The sequence below is a fragment of the Paraburkholderia sp. NMBU_R16 genome, assembly GCF_013282575.1.
Classification (GTDB): domain Bacteria; phylum Pseudomonadota; class Gammaproteobacteria; order Burkholderiales; family Burkholderiaceae; genus Trinickia.
The window spans coordinates 1-18,478 of sequence record NZ_JAAAYE010000037.1; the positions used below are offsets into that span (position 1 = coordinate 1).

The window sequence follows — 18,478 nt, forward strand, 5'->3', positions numbered from 1 at the left end:
GCAACATGCGCCGCGCGTCAATCAACAAACGCTTGTCAGCGTCAATCAACATCGGCATCATCAACCTCGCCGCGACATTCTCATCTTGTTTGTCGCGCGTCTCTCATCCAGATTGTCGCGCCACAGCTCAGAATCGGCTCATATCGGCTCATATCGGCTCAATATCGGCTCATATCGGCTCAAAATCAGCTCACTTCTGAGCCGATTCTGAGACCGCATGAACGACCCTCATCGCCAGTTGTTGGCCGCGTTGCAAGACCTCTCCGCCGAGGGGCGGGACGCCGTCAGCTCACGCGAACTGGCAGCAACAGCCAACCTTAGCCTCGCTACCGTTAAGCGAACACTCGATAGATTACAGGGGGAAGGGCGCGTCATTCGCCATGGCAACGCACGTGCTACGCGCTACATGCTCGCGGAGCTGGCTCCGCAAGCCGCAGAGGCAAGCTCGACTGCCTGAAGAGCTCGCGATCGACCTCGCGAAAGCGGGCCGCATGCGCGATCGCCAACCTGCCGGCACCTATGCGCGCAAAGTGCTGGAGCAATGGCTGATCGATCTGTCGTGGTCGTCTTCCCGGCTTGAAGGCAACCGATACACGCTCCTCGACACGAAGCATCTGTTCGAGGATGGCAACAAGCGTACGAGCCGCCTCGCGGCCAATGTTCCGTTGATGATCTATAACTGCGCGCCACTGTCACTCCTCGACGTCGAGCAAAGCGATTACGCATCCGCGATGATGGGTGTTTATGAATTGGGTGACCCCTCGATGGCGATCGACCTCTTCGAATGGACCTATCGCCGATCGATCATGAAATATCGGGTAGTTCTTGAATCGATGGGAGTGCCCAGTCCGCTGCGGCTGCGCTACAGGCAGATGCTCACCGACGCGATCGGACTCATCGTGCGCGAACGTAAGACGATGAGCACCGCCATGAAAGAACTGGGCGTGACCGAGAACATTGCCCCGGGCTTCGAAGCTCTGCTCGACGACCAACTTGCGAAGCTCGAAATGTTCAACTACGCGCGGTACAACTTGACGAGAAACGTGACCGAGGCATGGATCGAGGCTGGGCGGCCTCGTTAGCCATGCCCCGCACCTCATGCCACCGCCCGCGCCGCGCTCCTCCCCCTCAACCACTCGAGCACGAGCAGCAGACAAGTCGAGAACACGATGAGAATGGTGGCCAACGCGGCGATCGTAGGCGTGATGTTCTCGCGAATCCCGGTAAACATCTGCCGCGGCAGCGTGGTCTGATCCGCCCCGGCCAAAAAGAGCGTCACCACGACTTCATCGAACGAAGTCGCAAACGCAAACAGCGCACCCGATATCACCCCAGGTGCAATCACGGGCAACGTAATCCGAAAGAAAGTCCGCGTCGGATTGGCGCCTAGCGATAGGCTCGCCCGCACGAGATTCCCGTCGAAGCCCTGCAACGTCGCCCCGACTGTCGTTACGACAAACGGCACCCCCAGCGCGGCATGCGCCATGATGAGCCCCGCATAGGTGTTCGCCAGCCCGAGCGGGGCAAAGAACAAATACATGCCGACACCGACCACGATCACCGGCACGATCATCGGCGAAATCAAAATCGCCATCAGCACGGCCTTGCCGCGAAAATTCGCCTTGGCCAAACCCAGCGCCGCAAGCGTGCCCAGGACTGTTGCCAAGAGCGTCGCCGACGGCGCGACGATAAAGCTGTTCTTGGCCGCCTGCTGCCATTCGCCCGACGTCACGAGATTGACGTACCAGCGCATCGACCAGCTCGGAATCGGATAGACGAGAAACGTGCTCGACGAAAACGAGAGCGGCACGATGGCGAGCACCGGCAACACCAGATAAAGCAATGTAAGCGCGGCCAGGCCGCGTAGCCCGAAGTACCAAATGCGCTCGATAAGCGACGTATGCGGCGCAAACATCGGTTTGGCGAATCTCATGTTCAGCTCCGTCCCCGCTACCCGTCAACGGGAAACCAAATCAAAGGCTCGGCTGGGCGCGCGTAAAGCGCCCATAGATCGCATAAAGCACGAGCGTGGCTGCAAGCAACAGACCGCCCAACGCACATGCCATCCCCCAGTTGATCGTCACGTTCGTAAAGTAGGCCACGTAATAACTGACCATCTGGTCGTCGGGCCCACCCAGCAACGCAGGCGTGATGTAGTACCCGATCGACAGAATGAAGACGAGCAACGCACCCGCGCCGATGCCGGGATAAGTCTGCGGCACATACACGCGCCAGAACGCGGCAAACGGATGGCTGCCCAGCGAAACGGCCGCACGTTGATAAGTCGGCGGAATCGCCTTCATGACGCTATAGAGCGGCAAAATCATGAACGGCAACAGAATGTGCGTCATCGATATATACACGCCCGCTCGATTGAACAACAGCGCGAGCGGCGCATGAGTCACGCCCAGCGACTGCAACGTGCGATTGACGAGCCCTTCGCTCTGCAGCAGCACGATCCAAGCCGCCACACGCACGAGAATCGAGGTCCAGAACGGAATGAGCACCAGGATCATCGCCAGATTGGCACGCCGCTCGTCGAGCGTCGAAATCCAGTACGCGAGCGGATAGCCGAGCAGCAGCGCGGCCAGCGTCACGACGGCGCTGATGACGAACGTCCGCCCAAACACCGTCAGATAGATGCGTTGATCGGGATCGGTCGCCTCGATATGGCCGAACGCGTCTTGCCGATGATCAAGCGAGGCAAGCAGGTAAAACGGCGAATAACGCGACCCATTCTTCGCAATCGCACGCCAGTAACGCGCGTCACTCCAGCGCCCATCGATCTCGATCATCCTCGCGCGAATCTGCTCGGGCGGGAGCAATTGACCGGCATCGTCCTTCAGCGGCATCGCCCGCGCAGTCTTCGCAACGAGCGAGCGGTAACCCGGGATTTCAACGTTCAGCCGCCGTGCGAGACCGCCGAGCGACTCGCCATCCTCGAGCGCGGTCAAATCGGCCGCCAGCGCCGCATAGGCCGTGTCGGGCAAAGCGCTCTCGCGATCCCACTGGCGCAGTTGCGCAACCGTCTTAGGCAACGCACCCGCGACCTCGGGATTCTCGACAGCTCGCGTCAGCAGCGCGCCTATCGGGACGACAAAAATCAGCAGCAAAAAAACCGCGAGCGGCGCGATCATGAGCAAAGCCACTGCCCGCTTGCGAGCCTGTGCGGCCCTCAGTTCACGCTTGAGCGCAGCGCTCGTCGCTGCATTCAACTCGCCCGTGATCGTCATCGTGTTCACGCTCATCTCCTACCGTGCCTCTCGCGCCGCGTGCCACCCGCTCTTGCGAGCGGGCGGCGCCGCGGTGTCGCTTCAGATCGTCTCGCCGCTTACTTCGACGCCCATGCTGCGAAACGCTGCTCGAGTTCGTCGCCGTAATCGGTCCAGAACGCCGCATCCTGCAGCACCGCGTTCTTGCCATTGGCCGGCGAATTCGGCAGATTGGCCAGCGTCTTGGCGTCGAGCGATTTGATCGCGCCGCGGTTGGCGGGACCGTACGTGATGTGTTGCGCGTAGACCTTCTGCGGATCGGTGGACACCGTATAGGCGATGAACTTCTCGGCCAGCGCCTTGTTGGGCGACCCCTTCGGAATGACCCAATAGTCGAGATCGTAAATGCTGCCGTTCCAGACGACCTTGAGATTCTTACCCTCGCTTTGCGCGGCGCTGATCCGGCCGTTGAAGGCGGAAGACATCACGACGTCGCCCGCAACGAGAAACTGCGGCGGCTGCGCACCGGCTTCCCACCACTGAATGTTCGGCTTCAGCTCGTCGAGCTTCTTGAACGCGCGATCCTGACCGGCCTTGGTGGCGAGCACCTTGTATACGTCCTTCGGCGCGACACCGTCGGCCATCAGCGCAAACTCCAGATTGCCGCGCGCACCTTTACGCAGCGCCCGCTTGCCCGGGAATTTCTTCACATCCCAGAAATCGGCCCAGCCGGTCGGCGCGGTCTTCAGCTTGTCGGCGTTATAGGCCAGCGCTGTCGACCAAACGAAAAAGCCGACACCGCAAGTGCGCGGCGATTCGGGGATCAGCTGGTCTTTTTTGGCGATCTTCGACCAGTCGAGCTTCTCGTACAAACCTTCGTCACAGCCGCGGCCCAAGTCGCCCGACTCCACTTCCACGACATCCCAATTGACGTGCTTGGCTTCCACCATCGCCTTGATCTTGGCCGTCTCGCCGTTGTATTCGACGGCCGTGACCTTGTCGCCGGTCTGCTTCTCGAACGGCTGGTAGTAAGCCACCTTCTGTGCGTCGGCATTCGCGCCGCCGAAGTTGACGACGGTCAGTTCGGCCGCTTGCGTTGCCGCCGCGAACGAAAGCGTCGCGGCGGCGGCGAGGGCCACCGTCACAGCGCTACGGTGCAGCGAAATCATGTTGGTCTTCATCTGGGTTCTCCTCTTCGTGGGCGGATCCGCCACTACGGCGACGGGTAATGTGCAGCGCGCGCGAAACCGTGGCTTCGCGCGGATCAAGCAAAAACGCGCAGGTGTTCGGGGGCAAACTCGAGTGCGATCGGCGCCCCCGGCTCGAACGCATCGAGCGCCTCGGTACCGAGCGGCACCTTGACGAAGCACTCGTCCTGTTGCGGCACGGCGCAGCGCATGCGCACGTGGTCGCCGAAATAGATCAGGCCGCGCACTTCGCTCGCCAGCGCATTGGGACCGGTGCGGCCCCCGACCGCCGCGCCGTTGCCCCCATGCGCAAGCCGCAAGCGCTCGGGACGGATGCAGGCAATGGCCGGCGCGCCGGCAATCGCGTTGGCGACATTACGGCCAACGACGTGCGTGCCGTCGCGCAAACGCAGTTGGCAGAATTCGCCGTCTACACCGGCGATCGTACCGTGCAGCGTATTGCTGTCGCCGATGAAGTTCGCGACGAACTCGTTGCAAGGCGATTCGTAGAGCCGGTCGACCGTATCGAGCTGCTGAACGATCCCTTTGTCGAACACGGCTACGCGGTCCGACATCGTCAGCGCTTCGCCCTGGTCGTGCGTCACGTAGACGAATGTGACGCCCAGCTTCTCATGAAGCGCCTTCAGCTCGAGCTGCATGTGCTCGCGCAGTTGCTTGTCGAGCGCGCCGAGCGGCTCGTCCATCAGCACGAGGCGCGGCTCGAATACGAGCGCGCGCGCAAGCGCAATTCGCTGCTGCTGCCCGCCCGACAACTGGGCCGGATAGCGTTTCGCGAACGCTTCCATGCGCACCATCTTGAGTGCGTCATGGACGCGCGCCGCGCGCTCGGACGCGCCGAGCTTGCGGACGGTCAGCGGATATTCGACGTTCTGGGCAACGGTCAAATGAGGGAAAAGCGCATAGTTCTGGAACACCATGCCGATATTGCGCTTGTGCGGCGGTACGGTGTTGAGCAGTTGTCCGTCCAGCCGGATTTCGCCGCCGGTCGGAAATTCGAAGCCGGCAAGCATCATCAGGCAAGTGGTCTTGCCGGAACCGGACGGCCCGAGCAGCGTCAGGAATTCGCCCTGATAGATGTCGAGGTCGAGCCCCTTGACGACGAGCGTTTCGCCGTCGTACGTCTTGCGCACGCCGCGAAAGCTAACGATCACTTGTTCCGATTTCATCGTCTCCTCCCGAATGGCTCCATCGACAGTTGCGCACCGCGCTTCCTGTGCGATCCAATATAATCTGTTACGGTTCCACTGAACGGAGCCATTTCATTATTCCGAGAGGAACCACTTTGGACACGATCATCTTGTCCGACTGGCTCGGCGCGCGGCTCGAGCGCGGTACGACCGAACCGATGTACCGCCAGGTGCTGCGGCTCGTCCAGCAGGCCATTCTCACCGGGCAACTCGCTCCCGGCACCAAGCTGCCCAGCTCGCGAACACTGGCCGAAGACCTCGATATTGCGCGCAATACGGTGCTCCGTGTCTACGATCAACTGACCGCCGAAGGCTACGTGCTTTCCACCACGGGCAGCGGCACTTATGTTGCCGATACCCGTCCCGACGCGGCCGCCATGCGCGTGAAGCCCGCGGCCCGAACCGAGCAAGGCGCCGGTGCGACGCATATGCCGAACGCGCAAACAGGCGCGCCCCCCGGCTCCGCCGCAGGGAAAACCCCAGGAAACGCCGCGGCACCCCTCCTTTCGAACCGCGGCCGACAGCTGATCGCGCGTGCCGGCGTGGCACCGAAGCAATGGGGCGCGTTCATGCCGGGCGTCCCCGATGTCACCGAATTTCCCGCTCGCACGTGGAGCCGCCTGCAAGCGCGACTCTGGAAGGAGGCCAACCCCGAACTGCTCACTTACGCGCCGGGCGGCGGCTACCGGCCACTGCGGCGAGCGCTCTCGGATTATCTGCGCGTCGCGCGCTCCGTAAAGTGCTCTCCCGATCAGATCATCATTACAACGGGCATCCATCAGTCCATGGACCTCGCCGTGCGGCTTCTGACCGATGTAGGCGATCGCGCCTGGGTGGAGGAACCTTGCTATTGGGGCGCGCGCAGCGTGTTGCAGTCGTCCGGACTCGCGCTCACGCCTGTGCCCGTCGACGACGAAGGACTCAATCCGCGCGAACCCTCGTTGAAGGAGCCACCGCGGCTCGCCGTCGTCACGCCCTCCCATCAATATCCGCTGGGCATGGTCATGAGCCTCGCGCGGCGCCGCACGCTGCTCGAATACGCACGTCAGCACCGGATGTGGATCATCGAGGACGATTACGACAGCGAGTTCCGCTACGGCAGCCGGCCGATCGCGTCGTTGCAAGGGCTCGACGAAGCCGGGCGGGTCATCTACGTCGGCAGCCTGGGCAAGATTCTGTACCCGGGGCTGCGAATCGGCTACATGGTGGCGCCTGAAGATCTCGTCGATACGTTTCGTACCGGCGTAGCCGAACTGTATCGCGAGGGCCAGCTCATGCACCAGGCCGTGCTGGCCGAGTTCATCATGGATGGCTATCTCACGTCGCACGTGCGCCGCATGCGCACGCTTTACGGCGAGCGCCGCCAATTGCTCATCGATGCGATCGCATCGCGCTTCGGCGACGCGCTGCCCGTGATGGGCGATGAAGCCGGCCTTCACCTCGTGCTGGGCCTGCCGGATTCGGCCGACGATCGCGCCGTGACCGCCGCAGCGTTCGACGCCGGCGTAATCGTGCGGCCGCTCTCGGCCTACTACAGCGCCGAACACGCCGCGCGGCGCGGCCTGCTGCTCGGCTACGCCTGCGTACCGAACGATAAGATGGCGCTGGCTTTCGATGCGCTGGCACGCGCGATCGAAAGCCAGCTCGGCAAGCGCCGCGCCGAGCGGGTCGCATGAGTTCGCGCTCGACTGCACCGCGCTCTCGTCGCTTAGCCCGCACACGCAGCCGAATCCGCTACCGCGTAGCCCCCGCATCGAGCGCTGCCGCACGCACGCGCTCGCCCGCACTCGGAAACATCCGCTCGCGCAGTTGTGTCACGCGTCCCTCGTAGGCCTCGGCCGCGAGCCCCATCGCATCGATCTGCGCCCGCTGCGCCGAGTAATCGGCATATCGTGCACGCCATTCGTCGTCATGCCTGCGCATTTGCACCATCCGCTCCGCCACTTCGGCACCCAACGCCTGCGTGGCTTGCGCGCGCAATTCGTCGGCCGATCCCTGCTGCCGGGTCAACTCGGCGATCGTGTCCATGCTCGCTTGCGCTTTGGCCTCGCGCTCGAGCGACGCGCGCTCTTCGGCCGGTAACGATTGCCTCCATGCGTCGAGTCGCGCGGCCCTTTGCTCGTCCGTCAACGTCGGATCGCTGGCGATTCGCACGCGCGCGAGCGAATAAGCCGTTGTCCGCCACTGCTCGCCAAAGAAGGCTTCGCTCCACGCAGCACCCATCGTGCGGCTCGCGAGCGATGCCCGCGCATCGAACGCCGCTTGCAATGCGTCCACATTGACGCTGGCGCCGCGTTCGAGAGCAGGGACCTGCAGCGGCGCGAGATCGGCGAGCCCGGCAAGGTAGCTACGATAGCGCTGCCAGAGATCGAGCGCTTCCGGTTCGGCCTTGCTGCCCTCGAGCTGCGCCGCAATCGCTCGCCTGACCATCGCATCGAGTACTTCGGGCGTCACCTCGTGACGAGCCGTCAGGAAATAGTCGAAGAACTCTCGCGCGGCGCGCGTGACGGCCAGATGTCCCCGGACATCGAGCGGCAAGTGCGGCGCCATCGATCCGGACAGCGACCGCGGCTGGGCCCCGCTCGATGTTGCCGCGCTTAGCCCGGCTGAGCGCGAAATTGCCTCGCGCTCGCCGGCGCTCGAGTGCCGCGATGGGGTCGATCGTCCGACAGATTTCGTTGCGTGATGGTCGAGACCGTCGGCCACGCACCAAACCACGAACGCAAACGCCGCCATGGCAGTCAGGGTTGCCGCAACCGCTCGAAAAGCACTGCAAGACAGGAACGAGCGCAAGCGTGAGCCCGCGCTGCTGCGCGAACCGCCGGCCACGCGCTACAGTCCCTGCAGCTTCAACCGGTTCGCATGCGTGCGAATCACGGCGACCGGGTCTTCCGCGTTCTGCCCCATCAGACCGAACAGTTGATTGATTTCGTCGAGATGGTTCCAGTGATAGTGCGTTCCGAGCACGTTGCCATAGAGTGCACTGCATAGCGAAACGAGTCCGTCGTTGGGCACGGCGTTGCGGTTGGCCATGATCGTGCCGGTACCGAAAAGCGTCAGCGTGCCCGGATCCGCATACAGCGCGGGATCGAGCGCACCGGACACGCTCGTGTCTTTCGCGCCGCGCACCCCGAAGAGAGACCCCTTCGGCTCGATGGCCGTGCCTGCCCACGAGTAGAGGTAATGCGTGTAGCCACCCACCGTCTCGGTGGCCGCGCCCGTCGTGCAACTGCCGGGGGCGCCGAGGCCTGCGCTCGGCACCGCCGCATTGAAGGAGGCGACGCCCGAACTCGTCAGCTCATGCAGCGCCGCAAGCGCATTTTGGTTCGTATTGCGATTGCTGCTCAGCAATACACCGAGGACATTGGCGAGCTGCGCGATGGCCGGTTGCGTGAGCCCCGTCGGGTCCTTGCGCATCGCGTCTTGCACGAAGTCGGCGAACTCCGAGCCGTGATGCGGCGTGCCGATCGTCGTCACCGATGCAACGAGCTCAGGCGCCACGGCCGCCACGTAGCGGGCACTGAGGCCACCCTGGCTATGCCCGATCAAGTTGACCTTTTGCGCGCCCGTCACAACGAGCACCTCTTTGACGAAACCGAGCAGTTGCTCGCCGCGCCCGTTGGGGCCGAGGTCGCTCTGGAAACCGGAGAGATTCGCCACATAGACCGCCGCGCCATGCGATTGCAGATCGCGAGGTATGCCATACCAATAGTCGAGCACATTCGCGTACCGGTCCGTCCCGGTGAGGCCGTGCACGAGCACGATGGGGTAGCGCGTTGCCGCATAGGTATCGGCCTCGCCAACGGTGGCAACGGTAGCGGCCGTTGCCGCAGCCAGCGAGATCGACTGAGACGCTCGCGCCGCGCCGACACCAGCCGGCCAGGTCGCAACGATCGACGCAAGCACTATCGCGCCGGAGAACACCGCCCTTTTGATCGATCCTGTCATGTCGCCTCCTCCGATTCGTCTATCGGAATGATCTGATTTGGGTCAGGCAGCGCGCGAAGCCTGCTGCCCGCCAGCGACATGAAGTGAAGCAATAAACGCGAATAGGTGTAAGCGAAAAAAACGGATTTAGACAAGATTCACTAATCGAGAAGGGGTGCAATCAAGGCATGCAATCCGCTCCGGTGCATCCTTTGCCGAAACGGGAGGCGAAAAAATGTACCCTTGAATTGCATCGCACTGCACGTCGACCAAAAAATTCAGCTGATCGGCCGTTTCCACCCCTTCCGCGACGACTTCGAACCGCAGGCTGTGCGCAAGCGCCAGGATTGCCTTGATGATCGCTTCGTCCTCTCGGCTCTTGCCGATGCCGTGCACGAAAGACATGTCGATCTTGAGCCTGTCCGCATGAAAGCTGCGCAAATACGACAGGCTCGAATAGCCGGAGCCGAAGTCGTCGATCGCGATCGCTACGCCAATCTCGCTCAGCGCCCGCAATGTCGGCAGCGCGCCTTGCGCAACCAATGCGCGCTCGGTGATTTCGATCTCCAGACTCCCCGGCGAAAGCCGCGCTTTGTCCAGCGCCTGACGCACCGTTTGATGAAAGTCTCGCCGCGCGAGCTGGCGCGGCGAAACATTGATGGACATGCGCACGCCAGGCAGCACGTTTTCCCAAAGCTTGGCCTGAGCACAGGCCACATCGAGGACCCACTCGTCGATCGATGCAATGAGACCGAGCTCTTCCGCGAGCGGAATGAACGATGCGGGGCTGACCGCGCCAAGCTCCTCGTCGTTCCACCGGATCAGCGCCTCGACGCCCGTCACGGTCATCGAACGCGTATCGATCTGCGGTTGGTAGACGAGCTCGAACGCATCGGCCGCCAAGGCCTCGCGCAGTCGGCGCGACAGCAGAATCCGGCGCTTGGCCTCGTGCGCGAGTTCCGCCCTGAAGTGCTGAATGCTGTTGCGGCCGAGCGCCTTTGCGCGATACATCGCGAGATCCGCATTCCGAAGCAGGGACTCAGCATCGGCGCCATCCGTCGGATAGCAGGTCACGCCGATGCTCGTTTGCACGTGCAATTGGACGTCGTCTATCGCGATCGGCGCGTCGAATGCCCGCTTCACCCGTTCGAGTACCGCTTGGAGCGCATCGTCGCGCTTCGTGCAATCGATCAGGACAACGAATTCATCGCCGCCATACCGTGCGACGGCATCGTCCCCACCGATCGCACTCGCCAACCGCACCGCGGCTTCGCGCAGCAGCGCATCGCCCGCGCCGTGACCCAGGCTGTCGTTGACGTCCTTGAAGTGATCGATATCGATAAAAAGCAACGCAAAGGCGCCGCTTTGCGCAATGGCCTGATCCAGCAGCTCGGCGAGCATGACACGGTTCGGAAGCGCGGTCAGGGCATCGAATCGCGCCTGCTTGAGCAGCAGGTCGCGCGATTCGATGAGCTCGCTGACATCGTTGATGACCGCGATGTGATGCGTATGGGGTTCATCCTCGGGGTGAACCGTCGAAACATGCAGCTGGTTCCAATACGTCTTGCCATCTTCCCGGCGGCTGCGCAGAAGGGTCGAGAGGTCCGCCTTTTGCGCGAGGCTGCGACCGATTGCCGCGACGGCCGCGTGATGACCGAATCGGCTGTCGACGGAGCTCAGGTCGCAGCCAACGATATGCTCTCGCGCGAATCCCGTGATCTTCTCGAACGCAGGATTCGCGTATTCGATGACGTTGCCCGCATCGGTCGGCCGCATGATCAACACACCGTTGCCGATGGCATCGAGCGCCTTGCTGCGCAGACGCAGCGCGAGCTCGGCGTGCTTTCGCCTCGTCACGTTGATTGCCGTCACGAAACAGGCGTCATGACCCGCATAGTCCAGAAAATGATAGGACAACTCGACGAAGATGCGCGCTCCGCTCTTGTCGAGCTGCCGGCACAGTCCCGCCGAACCGCTCAGGACCTCGGCCTGCCGGAACCGGCGCAAATCGTCGCGAAACGCCGGCAGGTCCTCGGGCGCGTAAAGCGATGTCATCGTGCGGGCGCAAAGCTCCTCTTGCGAATGACCGTATTGCAGCGCCGACGCGTCGTTCGCAGCGAGTATGGCGTGCGTCCGCACATCGAAGATCAACATCGGCAAAGGATGGTGATCGAAATAGTCGCGAAAGCGTCGCTGGCTTTCCTGCGCCACGACATGCACACGTTGCCGGGCCAATTGGACTCGATGCCGTGCCGCGAACGCATACAGCAACAGGCCGAATGCGATCGCGGCGGTGGAAGCCAGCACGGCCCGTTCGACGAATAGCCGGTCGGCCGTTCTGTCGGAGTCGATGCGCAGAATCTCGACCTGTCCGGCACGCAGAGCCGCGAGTCGACTCACGATACCGGTCAGATTGCGATTGGTCGACAGCAGCCGGTCACTATCGACAGTGGCCCGTTGCTGGCTCACACTCGCGTGAACGGCCGTCTCGGCAAGCTGGCCTACCCAGCGCGCCGTATCCTGCCGAAGTGCGGTGACGAGCGCGAGATTGGCCGGGTCGTTCGCCAGTATCTCGCCGAGACGCTCGAAGCAACGCGCCGCCTCGCCCACGCGTTCGATCGGCCAACCGTAGTCGGTCGCCCGCGCACTGCCCAAGCCCAGCAGAAATTCCGCATTGGCCTGCAGCAGCAGCGATTGCAGTGCCTCGACGCTATTGCGGACATGCATTGCTCGCGTGCGCACGTCGTGAGCCTGCTTGTGCGACGCGAGCGTGTATGCGGCACCGCACGCAAACGTCCCTACGCTCAAGAGGAAGAGCGCCACGGGAAGAAATGCACGGGAGCCCGTTTCGATGCGGCGAAGCCACTCACCGGCAGAGCGCGCAATGCCGATTAACCCGTGAACTGCCATCTTGGCCTGACAAGAGATCGCGACACGCATGCCGTTTTTTTAACCTTGATTCAATTTGTTGCGCTGCAACGCGTGCACGCCTGCGCGCGTCGTCGCTATTGCGCTCTCTTACGAGAATATCGGCGCACGCCGGTCCGACTTTAGCGACAGAGCATGATTTGGGGCCGCATGGCCGACTGGCGTAACGATCGCCGCAGGATTCGGAGTTCGCTTGCCGTTTTCGTTTCTTGTTCGTCCGCCGACTATCGATAGGCCTGCACGCGGCTCTGGCGCGAAGACCTGCGTCGTACGCCGAAGCACAGCACGCCATGAGCGCCGTGGCTGTGCACAATAACCATCAACCTATTTCCCGCATCGCAGTGACGGCGCGAAACGTGCAATCCGCGTGCGTCACTTCGTTTCTTCGATGAGAGCCCTGCCGTGTTGAAGCGCATTTCCAGAGCACATGCCACCGAGCACGAGTACGCGTCCCGCCCGTCGGAAGGACGACCCTCGGCTGCGCATGACGGGCCGATCCGACGCTCGCATGCGCCATCGCGCCTGGCCGGCTTGGTCGATGGCAAACGCGCGCGTCGCAGTGCAAGCCCGCAAGCGGCCAGGTCCCGCGGCGACGACGCGCAGACGCAGTCCAAGGCCACCGACGTCGATGCCGCATCGCCCGATGAAACGCCCGAAGTCGGCGGCAGCGTTTTACCCAACGCGGGCGATGCCGTGCGAGCCAACAAGATTCATCCGGCGATGCAGGAGCTGCTCGATCGGCATGCGCCAGGCTGGAACTTCGACAGCGCGCTGATCGTGCTTGCCCACCCCGACGACGAAACGATGATGGTCAAAACGATCAGCACGTTGTTTGCAATGGGCGTGAAGGTCAATGTCGTCTATCTCACGCAATCGAACGGCGGCACGGCATTCACGAGCGAAACCGACATTCAGCGGCCGAAGTTCGCCGCAACGGGAAAGGAGGCGCTCTACTCGGAGCAATACGGCGCGACGCGCATTGCTCAATCGTTCGGCTTTCTCGCCGATTTGTGTCCCGATCCAGCTCTTTTGAAAATCCATGTGCTCAGCTATCCGGACCGCAGTCCGTACAACTCGCCCGCCGAACGTAGTCTTCGATACAGTCATATCGCCGATTGGAACCGCGAGCATATCGTCGAATTCATCGCGGGGATCATCGCCGAAGAGAAGCCGGCCGTAGCCTTCAGTCTGCGCTCGGAGGCCGCCGTGCATCCCGGTCATTCGGAAAGCGCCAGAGCACTCGACGAAGCCATCGAAAAAACGAAGGAATCGGGCCGCGGCGATATCCGCGAGCCCGTACGGATATCGGCCATCGAAGCCGGGTGGTACGAGCAGCGACACTTACGGGAAACACCCGCGGCACTCGAAATATTGAGCCGGTGCACAGACGAAGAGCGACTCGCGATCCGCGCGCTGCTCGCGAAATGGTTCGGACAACGGCCGGCTCACATGGCGCCCAACGATTTCGAACAGCCGCCCGGCAACAAACCGCAGTGGAACGCCGAGGTGCCGTTCGAAGCGTTCGAAGCAGCATCCGGGACGGACCCACGCGTCATCGAATTCTTTCGGGCGTTGCTCAACGAACCGCTACCCGTTCCTCTAGCCGAACTCCTTGCGGCCCAGCTCGAGGACGAACACGATGGGCAAAGTGCAAGCGCGGGCGCCCAGACCGACGGTATTGACAACGACAACGTCACCGTCCTCGCACCGCAGATTCCCGAGCATAACGATCCGACCCACGAACGCGCCGAAGGCGTCGAGCTGCTGCCTGCCGCCACGTTCACGTCGCACCTCGGCCCGCAATCGGATAGCGCAATGCGCGCGCTGCCCGAGCAAGTGCGACTGGCGCGCGCCGGTATCGGCACCCTGCCGCACGAGATGACGGAAAAGCAGCGCGAAGGCCTCGCCGCATTTCAAGCACCGCCCCCCTATGTCTCAGAGCATGTCTCGCTCGGCACCCGCATTCGCGCGCTGACGCCTGAGGAGCGGCGAGAAGGTCATCGATTCATCGCCGGGCCGCGACGGGATTCGGCCCACTATGTCCTTTCGACGAAACAGATGCCCGTCGATGTGCTCGGCAGCGACGGCAGCGCCTTGACGCTCGATGCGCATACGCGCCCGTTCGCGAGCCTCGAAAGTGCACGCGAGCACGCCATTCGCCTACTCAAGTCCAACCCGGACGCCGACGTGGCGATCTATCGCATCGAAGGCCCTCCGCGCGAGCTGCAGACCGGCCTCAGACAACGGCGCATCGAGACGGAACTCGTCGCGCGCGCCGCGATGGTGCTCGACGATCGCGGCACGTTGTACCAGACCACCGTTGCTAATACGCGCGCGAAATATCGCATGGCGCCGGGCGAGGCTTATGGCGCACCGCCGGTGACCGGCATGCCCCAGCGCAAGATTCGTCGAGCGGGGGCGCTCGCACTGGGCAAGATCGCCGCGACGGCTACCGGTGCCTACGTGGGCATGCGGTACGGCCTGCACCTGCCCGCCGACACCACGATGGAGACAATGCTCGAAACGGGGCGCGCGATGTTCGGAGCGCGCGCCGGCATCAATGCAGCCAAGCGCATCGTCCAGATTCGCGTCATGCAGCGTCTCGACGAACTCGCTGTCGATCGAGAGCGGGTGCTGACGCGCGCCGCAGGCGCTGTCGGCGAGGTCGAGGGCGTCTCCTCGTCACTGGAACCCGCGGAGATGCCCGCGTTGGATCTGCTGGAAAGGCGGACGACGGGGGTGCGCGGACTCGTTCGCGGCTATCGACGCCACGATCGCGACGAGCTTGCGATGTTCGCCGAAATATTGCGGACCACGCCGGACGACGTCGATGCCTTCCGTCGGCTCGATACGCTCGCCAACGAAGGGCTTTTCGCGTCCGAAAGCCCCGTCGAGCGCGCGCGCCGCGTCTTCTGGGGCGCAAGCTATGCGCCGAGCGATATCGCCGCAGCCGGCATCTGGCTCGCACCGCAAGTCATGCTGACGGGCTTCGATTCGATGGAAGGCACGGCGACCTGGCTCGCCAACCTCGCTACGCTGATGTTCGTTCCCGTGCATCTGAGCGGCAACGGAGGGCAACGGCTCGCCCGCTCGCTCGAAGTGATCGGTAACAAACACAATTTCGATCCGACCGTGCCGGCGGCCGGCGACAAGCTGCGTCGATTCCTGCCGGGCAACGATGAGCGGCCGCTGTGGGTACAAAAAGCGCTCGGGGAGCTTCTCGTATACGGCAGAAAACGGCCCGATGGGGGCCGGCTGTACAAGCCGCCGTTCTTTCAAAGGCTGCCCGAATTCCAGATGCTGGGCGCAACGATCGCGTCGGTGCCGTTCGCCGCGGCCAATGCATTGGGTGCCGCGCATTCGATCATGACGGGCGACATTGCGTCCGCCTCCATACAAATGGGCATGGTTGCGGCCGACGGTGTCTTCCTACGCGGATTCCAGCTCGCGCATCAACACGCCCACGGTGCGAATCATGGTCGCGGCCCGATCGTCCGGCGAGGGCCGATTGCTGCGATCAGACCGCCGGTGCGCGGCGCCGAAGCATCGCCCGTCGATATCACGCAGCCGCATCTCGTCGCCGACGGCGGGCTGCTGCGCAGAATCGATCCCGAGATCGTAATCGCCGCCGGCATGATTACCCAGGTGGGGCTCGGACTCCTCGCGATGGGTTGAGCGCGATGCATGGCGCGCCGTCACTGCCCTGCAAGTTCGCACCCTCGTTGGCGATTTCGGCCTCGAATGCGCGTGCGTTCTGCCGCATGGCCGAAATGACAAGAGCGACACGGCATAGCCGCTTGATGCGGCTTTTTCCGGCCATTACCGCGCCGAATCGACCGGTATCGTGAAATGGAACGTCGCGCCGGGCTCGTCCGCGCTTGCCCACAAACGTCCGTCATGCGCCTCTACGATCGATCGACAGATCGATAGTCCCATCCCGAGTCCATCGGGCTTCGTCGAATAAAAAGGCGCGAAGATGCGATCGACGAGCGCCGCCGACAAACCAGGTCCCGAATCCTGCACGGACACACGCACGCGATCGAACTCGATGCGTGCGGTGCAAATGCGCAATTTTCTTTGCCCGGGCGCCACTGCGCTCATTGCCTGCAGCGCGTTCACGATCAGATTCAGCAGTACCTGTTGCAGCTGAACGCGGTCGCCGTGCACCGAAGGTAGATCGTCCTCGAGCGCGGTTTCCAGCGCCACGCCCGAGCCCGCAATCTCCGCGCGTGTCAGTCCGATCATTTCCTCGACGGCCAGGTTCAGGTCGACCATCCCCATGCGGGGCGGCGCCTTCTTGACCAGTTCGCGGATGCGGCCGATGACATCGGCCGCTCGGTTGCCGTTCTCGACGATACGGTGAAGCGCCTGATCGACTTCGCCGAGATCGACGGGCTCACGGCCCAGCCAATTCAACGATGCCTGTGCATCCGTGACCATCGCCGCGATAGGCTGATTGACCTCATGCGCGATCGCGGCGGCCAGCTCGCCGAGCGTCGTCACGCGCATCACATGCGCAAGCTCGGCGCGCGCACGGCTCAACTCCTGAGCCGCCTTGCGCGACGCCGTCACATCCATCACGACACCGATGAATTCGAGGTTGCCGGCACCGTCACGCACGGCGTGGGCCACCGCGCGAACGTCCTTGACCCGCCCATCGCTCATGAGCAGCCGATGCTCCACGTCCCAGTCCGTCTGTTCGAGCATCACGCGCTCCAGCAGTTGCCGCACGAACTCGCGATCGTCGGGATGCATGCGCTGGAGCGCGAGTTCGACGGTCGGCTCGACGGACGGATCGTATTCGAAAATACGGTACGTTTCCGCAGACCAGATCAGTTCGCCGCTCGGAATCCGCCAGCCGAAGCTGCCGGTATGGCTGATACGCTGCGCTTCGGCCAGGTACATCTCGCTTTGCCGGAGCGCGTCTTCAGTTCGCCTGCGCTCGGTGATGTCCTCGCAGGCGACGAGAACCAGAAAACCGTCCGGGCGCCGCACCGCTTTCGCGTTCTCGCGCACCCAGAGCAACGAGCCGTCTTTCCTGATCTTGCGGACTTCCCAACTGTGCGAAAGACCGGGATCTGCCAGACAAATACTCATCTGCTGGATGACGAAGGGCCGGTCCTCTTCACGGAATACCGCGAGAACGGATTGGCCGACCAGTTCGTCGACACGATAGCCGAGTTGCGCGGCGCCAAATCCGTTGACCGATTGAACGATGCCGTCGGCATCGACCATGAAGTACATGACGGGGTTGTGCTCGAACACCTCACGCCAGTGCGCCTCGCTCTCGCGCAGCGGCCGATCGAAACCTGCCTGCGCTCCGCGTCCAGCGGCATCGGGCGCCGCAGCGAGGTCACCGGCGTAAGCCGGCGCGTTGGGGGTCTCCTGTGCCATTTGTCCACCTCCGCTGCGACACGCCGAACGTGCGCCGGCAAGCCGCGCCGCGTTCAACGCTGTCTCGCTGCTTCCAGTACCGCTTTCGAGACAACGGTGAGTCCATCCTACCACCGCGGCGATCGACGGCATACCTCCGTATGATGTCGGTTCGATGGGTTACGGACTACCCTCGGTACTGATAAACGATGGCGAGCGGCATGTCTTACCGCCGCTCGCGGAAACGAGTTCATTCATGCCCTTTTTCGGTACCGTCTCGATCGTCGATGACAACGAAGCGTCGCGCCTCGCGATCGCGAATCTGGTGCGCTCGCTCGGCTGGCAGACGCTGCTGTTCGACTCCGCCGAAGCATATTTGTCGCGCCGGTCGCTGGCGGGCCTCGACGGACTCGGATGCCTGATTTCGGACGTCAGGATGCCAGGCATGAGCGGCATCGAACTACATGAGCAACTGCTAGCCTCGGGCGATGCGCCACCTACCATCTTCGTCACGGCGTTCACGACTGAAGCGCTGCGCACACGCGTAACGGCAAACGGTGCGCTCGCGCTCCTGAAAAAGCCGATCGACACGCACGAGTTGCAGCAATGTCTGGAACGGGCCATGGTCAAGCGCGGTTAGGCG

At 63.0% G+C, this 18,478-nt stretch carries 13 protein-coding genes; 5 read left to right on the forward strand and 8 right to left on the reverse strand.

Annotated elements, in window-relative coordinates:
• Together GWC77_RS29145 and GWC77_RS18595 are read left to right on the forward strand one after the other, a co-directional pair.
• Positions 1–200 (forward strand): hypothetical protein (locus GWC77_RS29145; RefSeq protein ID WP_217283331.1); only part of this gene is annotated, 200 nt, incomplete at its 5' end.
• 291 nt (positions 201–491) lie between these two features.
• Positions 492–1,082 carry a hypothetical protein gene (locus tag GWC77_RS18595; RefSeq protein ID WP_254367031.1) on the forward strand — a complete coding sequence of 197 codons (591 nt, stop codon included), beginning with the start codon at positions 492–494 and terminating at the stop codon, positions 1,080–1,082.
• Positions 1,083–1,096: 14 nt separating this feature from the next.
• On the opposite strand, the gene GWC77_RS18600 is transcribed toward GWC77_RS18595, so the two are convergent.
• The 4 genes from GWC77_RS18600 to GWC77_RS18615 form a co-directional block, all read right to left on the reverse strand.
• On the reverse strand, positions 1,097–1,933 hold the full coding sequence (locus GWC77_RS18600) for an ABC transporter permease (protein WP_173259416.1): 837 nt from the start codon (positions 1,931–1,933) through the stop codon (positions 1,097–1,099).
• Positions 1,934–1,973: 40 nt separating this feature from the next.
• Complete coding sequence (locus GWC77_RS18605) at positions 1,974–3,233, reverse strand: ABC transporter permease (RefSeq protein WP_173259490.1); 1,260 nt, start codon at positions 3,231–3,233, stop codon at positions 1,974–1,976.
• Between the two features lie 98 nt (positions 3,234–3,331).
• Positions 3,332–4,582 (reverse strand): ABC transporter substrate-binding protein, encoded by a 1,251-nt coding sequence (locus tag GWC77_RS18610; RefSeq protein ID WP_367949064.1) that lies wholly within the window; start codon positions 4,580–4,582, stop codon positions 3,332–3,334.
• On the reverse strand, positions 4,477–5,586 hold the full coding sequence (locus GWC77_RS18615) for an ABC transporter ATP-binding protein (protein WP_173259418.1): 1,110 nt from the start codon (positions 5,584–5,586) through the stop codon (positions 4,477–4,479). Before GWC77_RS18615 ends, GWC77_RS18610 begins: the two co-directional genes overlap by 106 nt.
• 116 nt (positions 5,587–5,702) lie before the next feature.
• On the opposite strand from GWC77_RS18615, the gene GWC77_RS18620 reads away from it, so the two are divergent.
• A complete protein-coding gene (locus GWC77_RS18620) occupies positions 5,703–7,283 on the forward strand; it encodes a PLP-dependent aminotransferase family protein (RefSeq protein ID WP_173259420.1) in 1,581 nt (526 codons plus the stop codon).
• Positions 7,284–7,341: 58 nt separating this feature from the next.
• On the opposite strand, the gene GWC77_RS18625 is transcribed toward GWC77_RS18620, so the two are convergent.
• The 3 genes from GWC77_RS18625 to GWC77_RS18635 form a co-directional block, all read right to left on the reverse strand.
• Positions 7,342–8,157, reverse strand: a complete 816-nt coding sequence (locus GWC77_RS18625) for a lipase secretion chaperone (protein ID WP_173259422.1) — start codon at positions 8,155–8,157, stop codon at positions 7,342–7,344.
• A gap of 282 nt (positions 8,158–8,439) precedes the next feature.
• Positions 8,440–9,555: a triacylglycerol lipase gene (locus GWC77_RS18630; RefSeq protein ID WP_173259424.1), complete on the reverse strand. Its 1,116-nt coding sequence runs from the start codon at positions 9,553–9,555 to the stop codon at positions 8,440–8,442.
• A 126-nt stretch (positions 9,556–9,681) separates the two neighbouring features.
• The gene (locus GWC77_RS18635) at positions 9,682–12,474 is read right to left on the reverse strand and encodes a bifunctional diguanylate cyclase/phosphodiesterase (protein WP_173259426.1); all 2,793 of its coding nucleotides are present in this window, start codon (positions 12,472–12,474) and stop codon (positions 9,682–9,684) included.
• A 390-nt stretch (positions 12,475–12,864) separates the two neighbouring features.
• Here GWC77_RS18635 and GWC77_RS18640 point away from each other — a divergent pair, with 390 nt between their 5' ends.
• A complete protein-coding gene (locus GWC77_RS18640) occupies positions 12,865–16,137 on the forward strand; it encodes a PIG-L family deacetylase (RefSeq protein ID WP_173259428.1) in 3,273 nt (1,090 codons plus the stop codon).
• Positions 16,138–16,281: 144 nt separating this feature from the next.
• Here the strand turns inward: GWC77_RS18640 and GWC77_RS18645 are convergent, their stop codons facing one another.
• Complete coding sequence (locus GWC77_RS18645; RefSeq protein WP_173259430.1) at positions 16,282–17,856, reverse strand: PAS domain S-box protein; 1,575 nt, start codon at positions 17,854–17,856, stop codon at positions 16,282–16,284.
• Positions 17,857–18,091: 235 nt separating this feature from the next.
• On the opposite strand from GWC77_RS18645, the gene GWC77_RS18650 reads away from it, so the two are divergent.
• The gene (locus GWC77_RS18650) at positions 18,092–18,475 is read left to right on the forward strand and encodes a response regulator transcription factor (RefSeq protein WP_173259433.1); all 384 of its coding nucleotides are present in this window, start codon (positions 18,092–18,094) and stop codon (positions 18,473–18,475) included.
• Positions 18,476–18,478: the final 3 nt, after the last annotated feature.

Bases quoted from the DNA above. Each gene is read 5' to 3' on its own strand.
- GWC77_RS18635 (WP_173259426.1), bottom strand. From the start codon at position 12,474: ATGCGTGTCGCGATCTCTTGTCAGGCCAAGATGGCAGTTCACGGGTTA.
- GWC77_RS18615 (WP_173259418.1), bottom strand. From the start codon at position 5,586: ATGAAATCGGAACAAGTGATCGTTAGCTTTCGCGGCGTGCGCAAGACG.
- GWC77_RS18645 (WP_173259430.1), bottom strand. From the start codon at position 17,856: ATGGCACAGGAGACCCCCAACGCGCCGGCTTACGCCGGTGACCTCGCT.
- GWC77_RS18630 (WP_173259424.1), bottom strand. From the start codon at position 9,555: ATGACAGGATCGATCAAAAGGGCGGTGTTCTCCGGCGCGATAGTGCTT.
- GWC77_RS18605 (WP_173259490.1), bottom strand. From the start codon at position 3,233: ATGACGATCACGGGCGAGTTGAATGCAGCGACGAGCGCTGCGCTCAAG.
- GWC77_RS18625 (WP_173259422.1), bottom strand. From the start codon at position 8,157: ATGGCGCCGCACTTGCCGCTCGATGTCCGGGGACATCTGGCCGTCACG.
- GWC77_RS18595 (WP_254367031.1), top strand. From the start codon at position 492: ATGCGCGATCGCCAACCTGCCGGCACCTATGCGCGCAAAGTGCTGGAG.
- GWC77_RS18650 (WP_173259433.1), top strand. From the start codon at position 18,092: ATGCCCTTTTTCGGTACCGTCTCGATCGTCGATGACAACGAAGCGTCG.
- GWC77_RS18600 (WP_173259416.1), bottom strand. From the start codon at position 1,933: ATGAGATTCGCCAAACCGATGTTTGCGCCGCATACGTCGCTTATCGAG.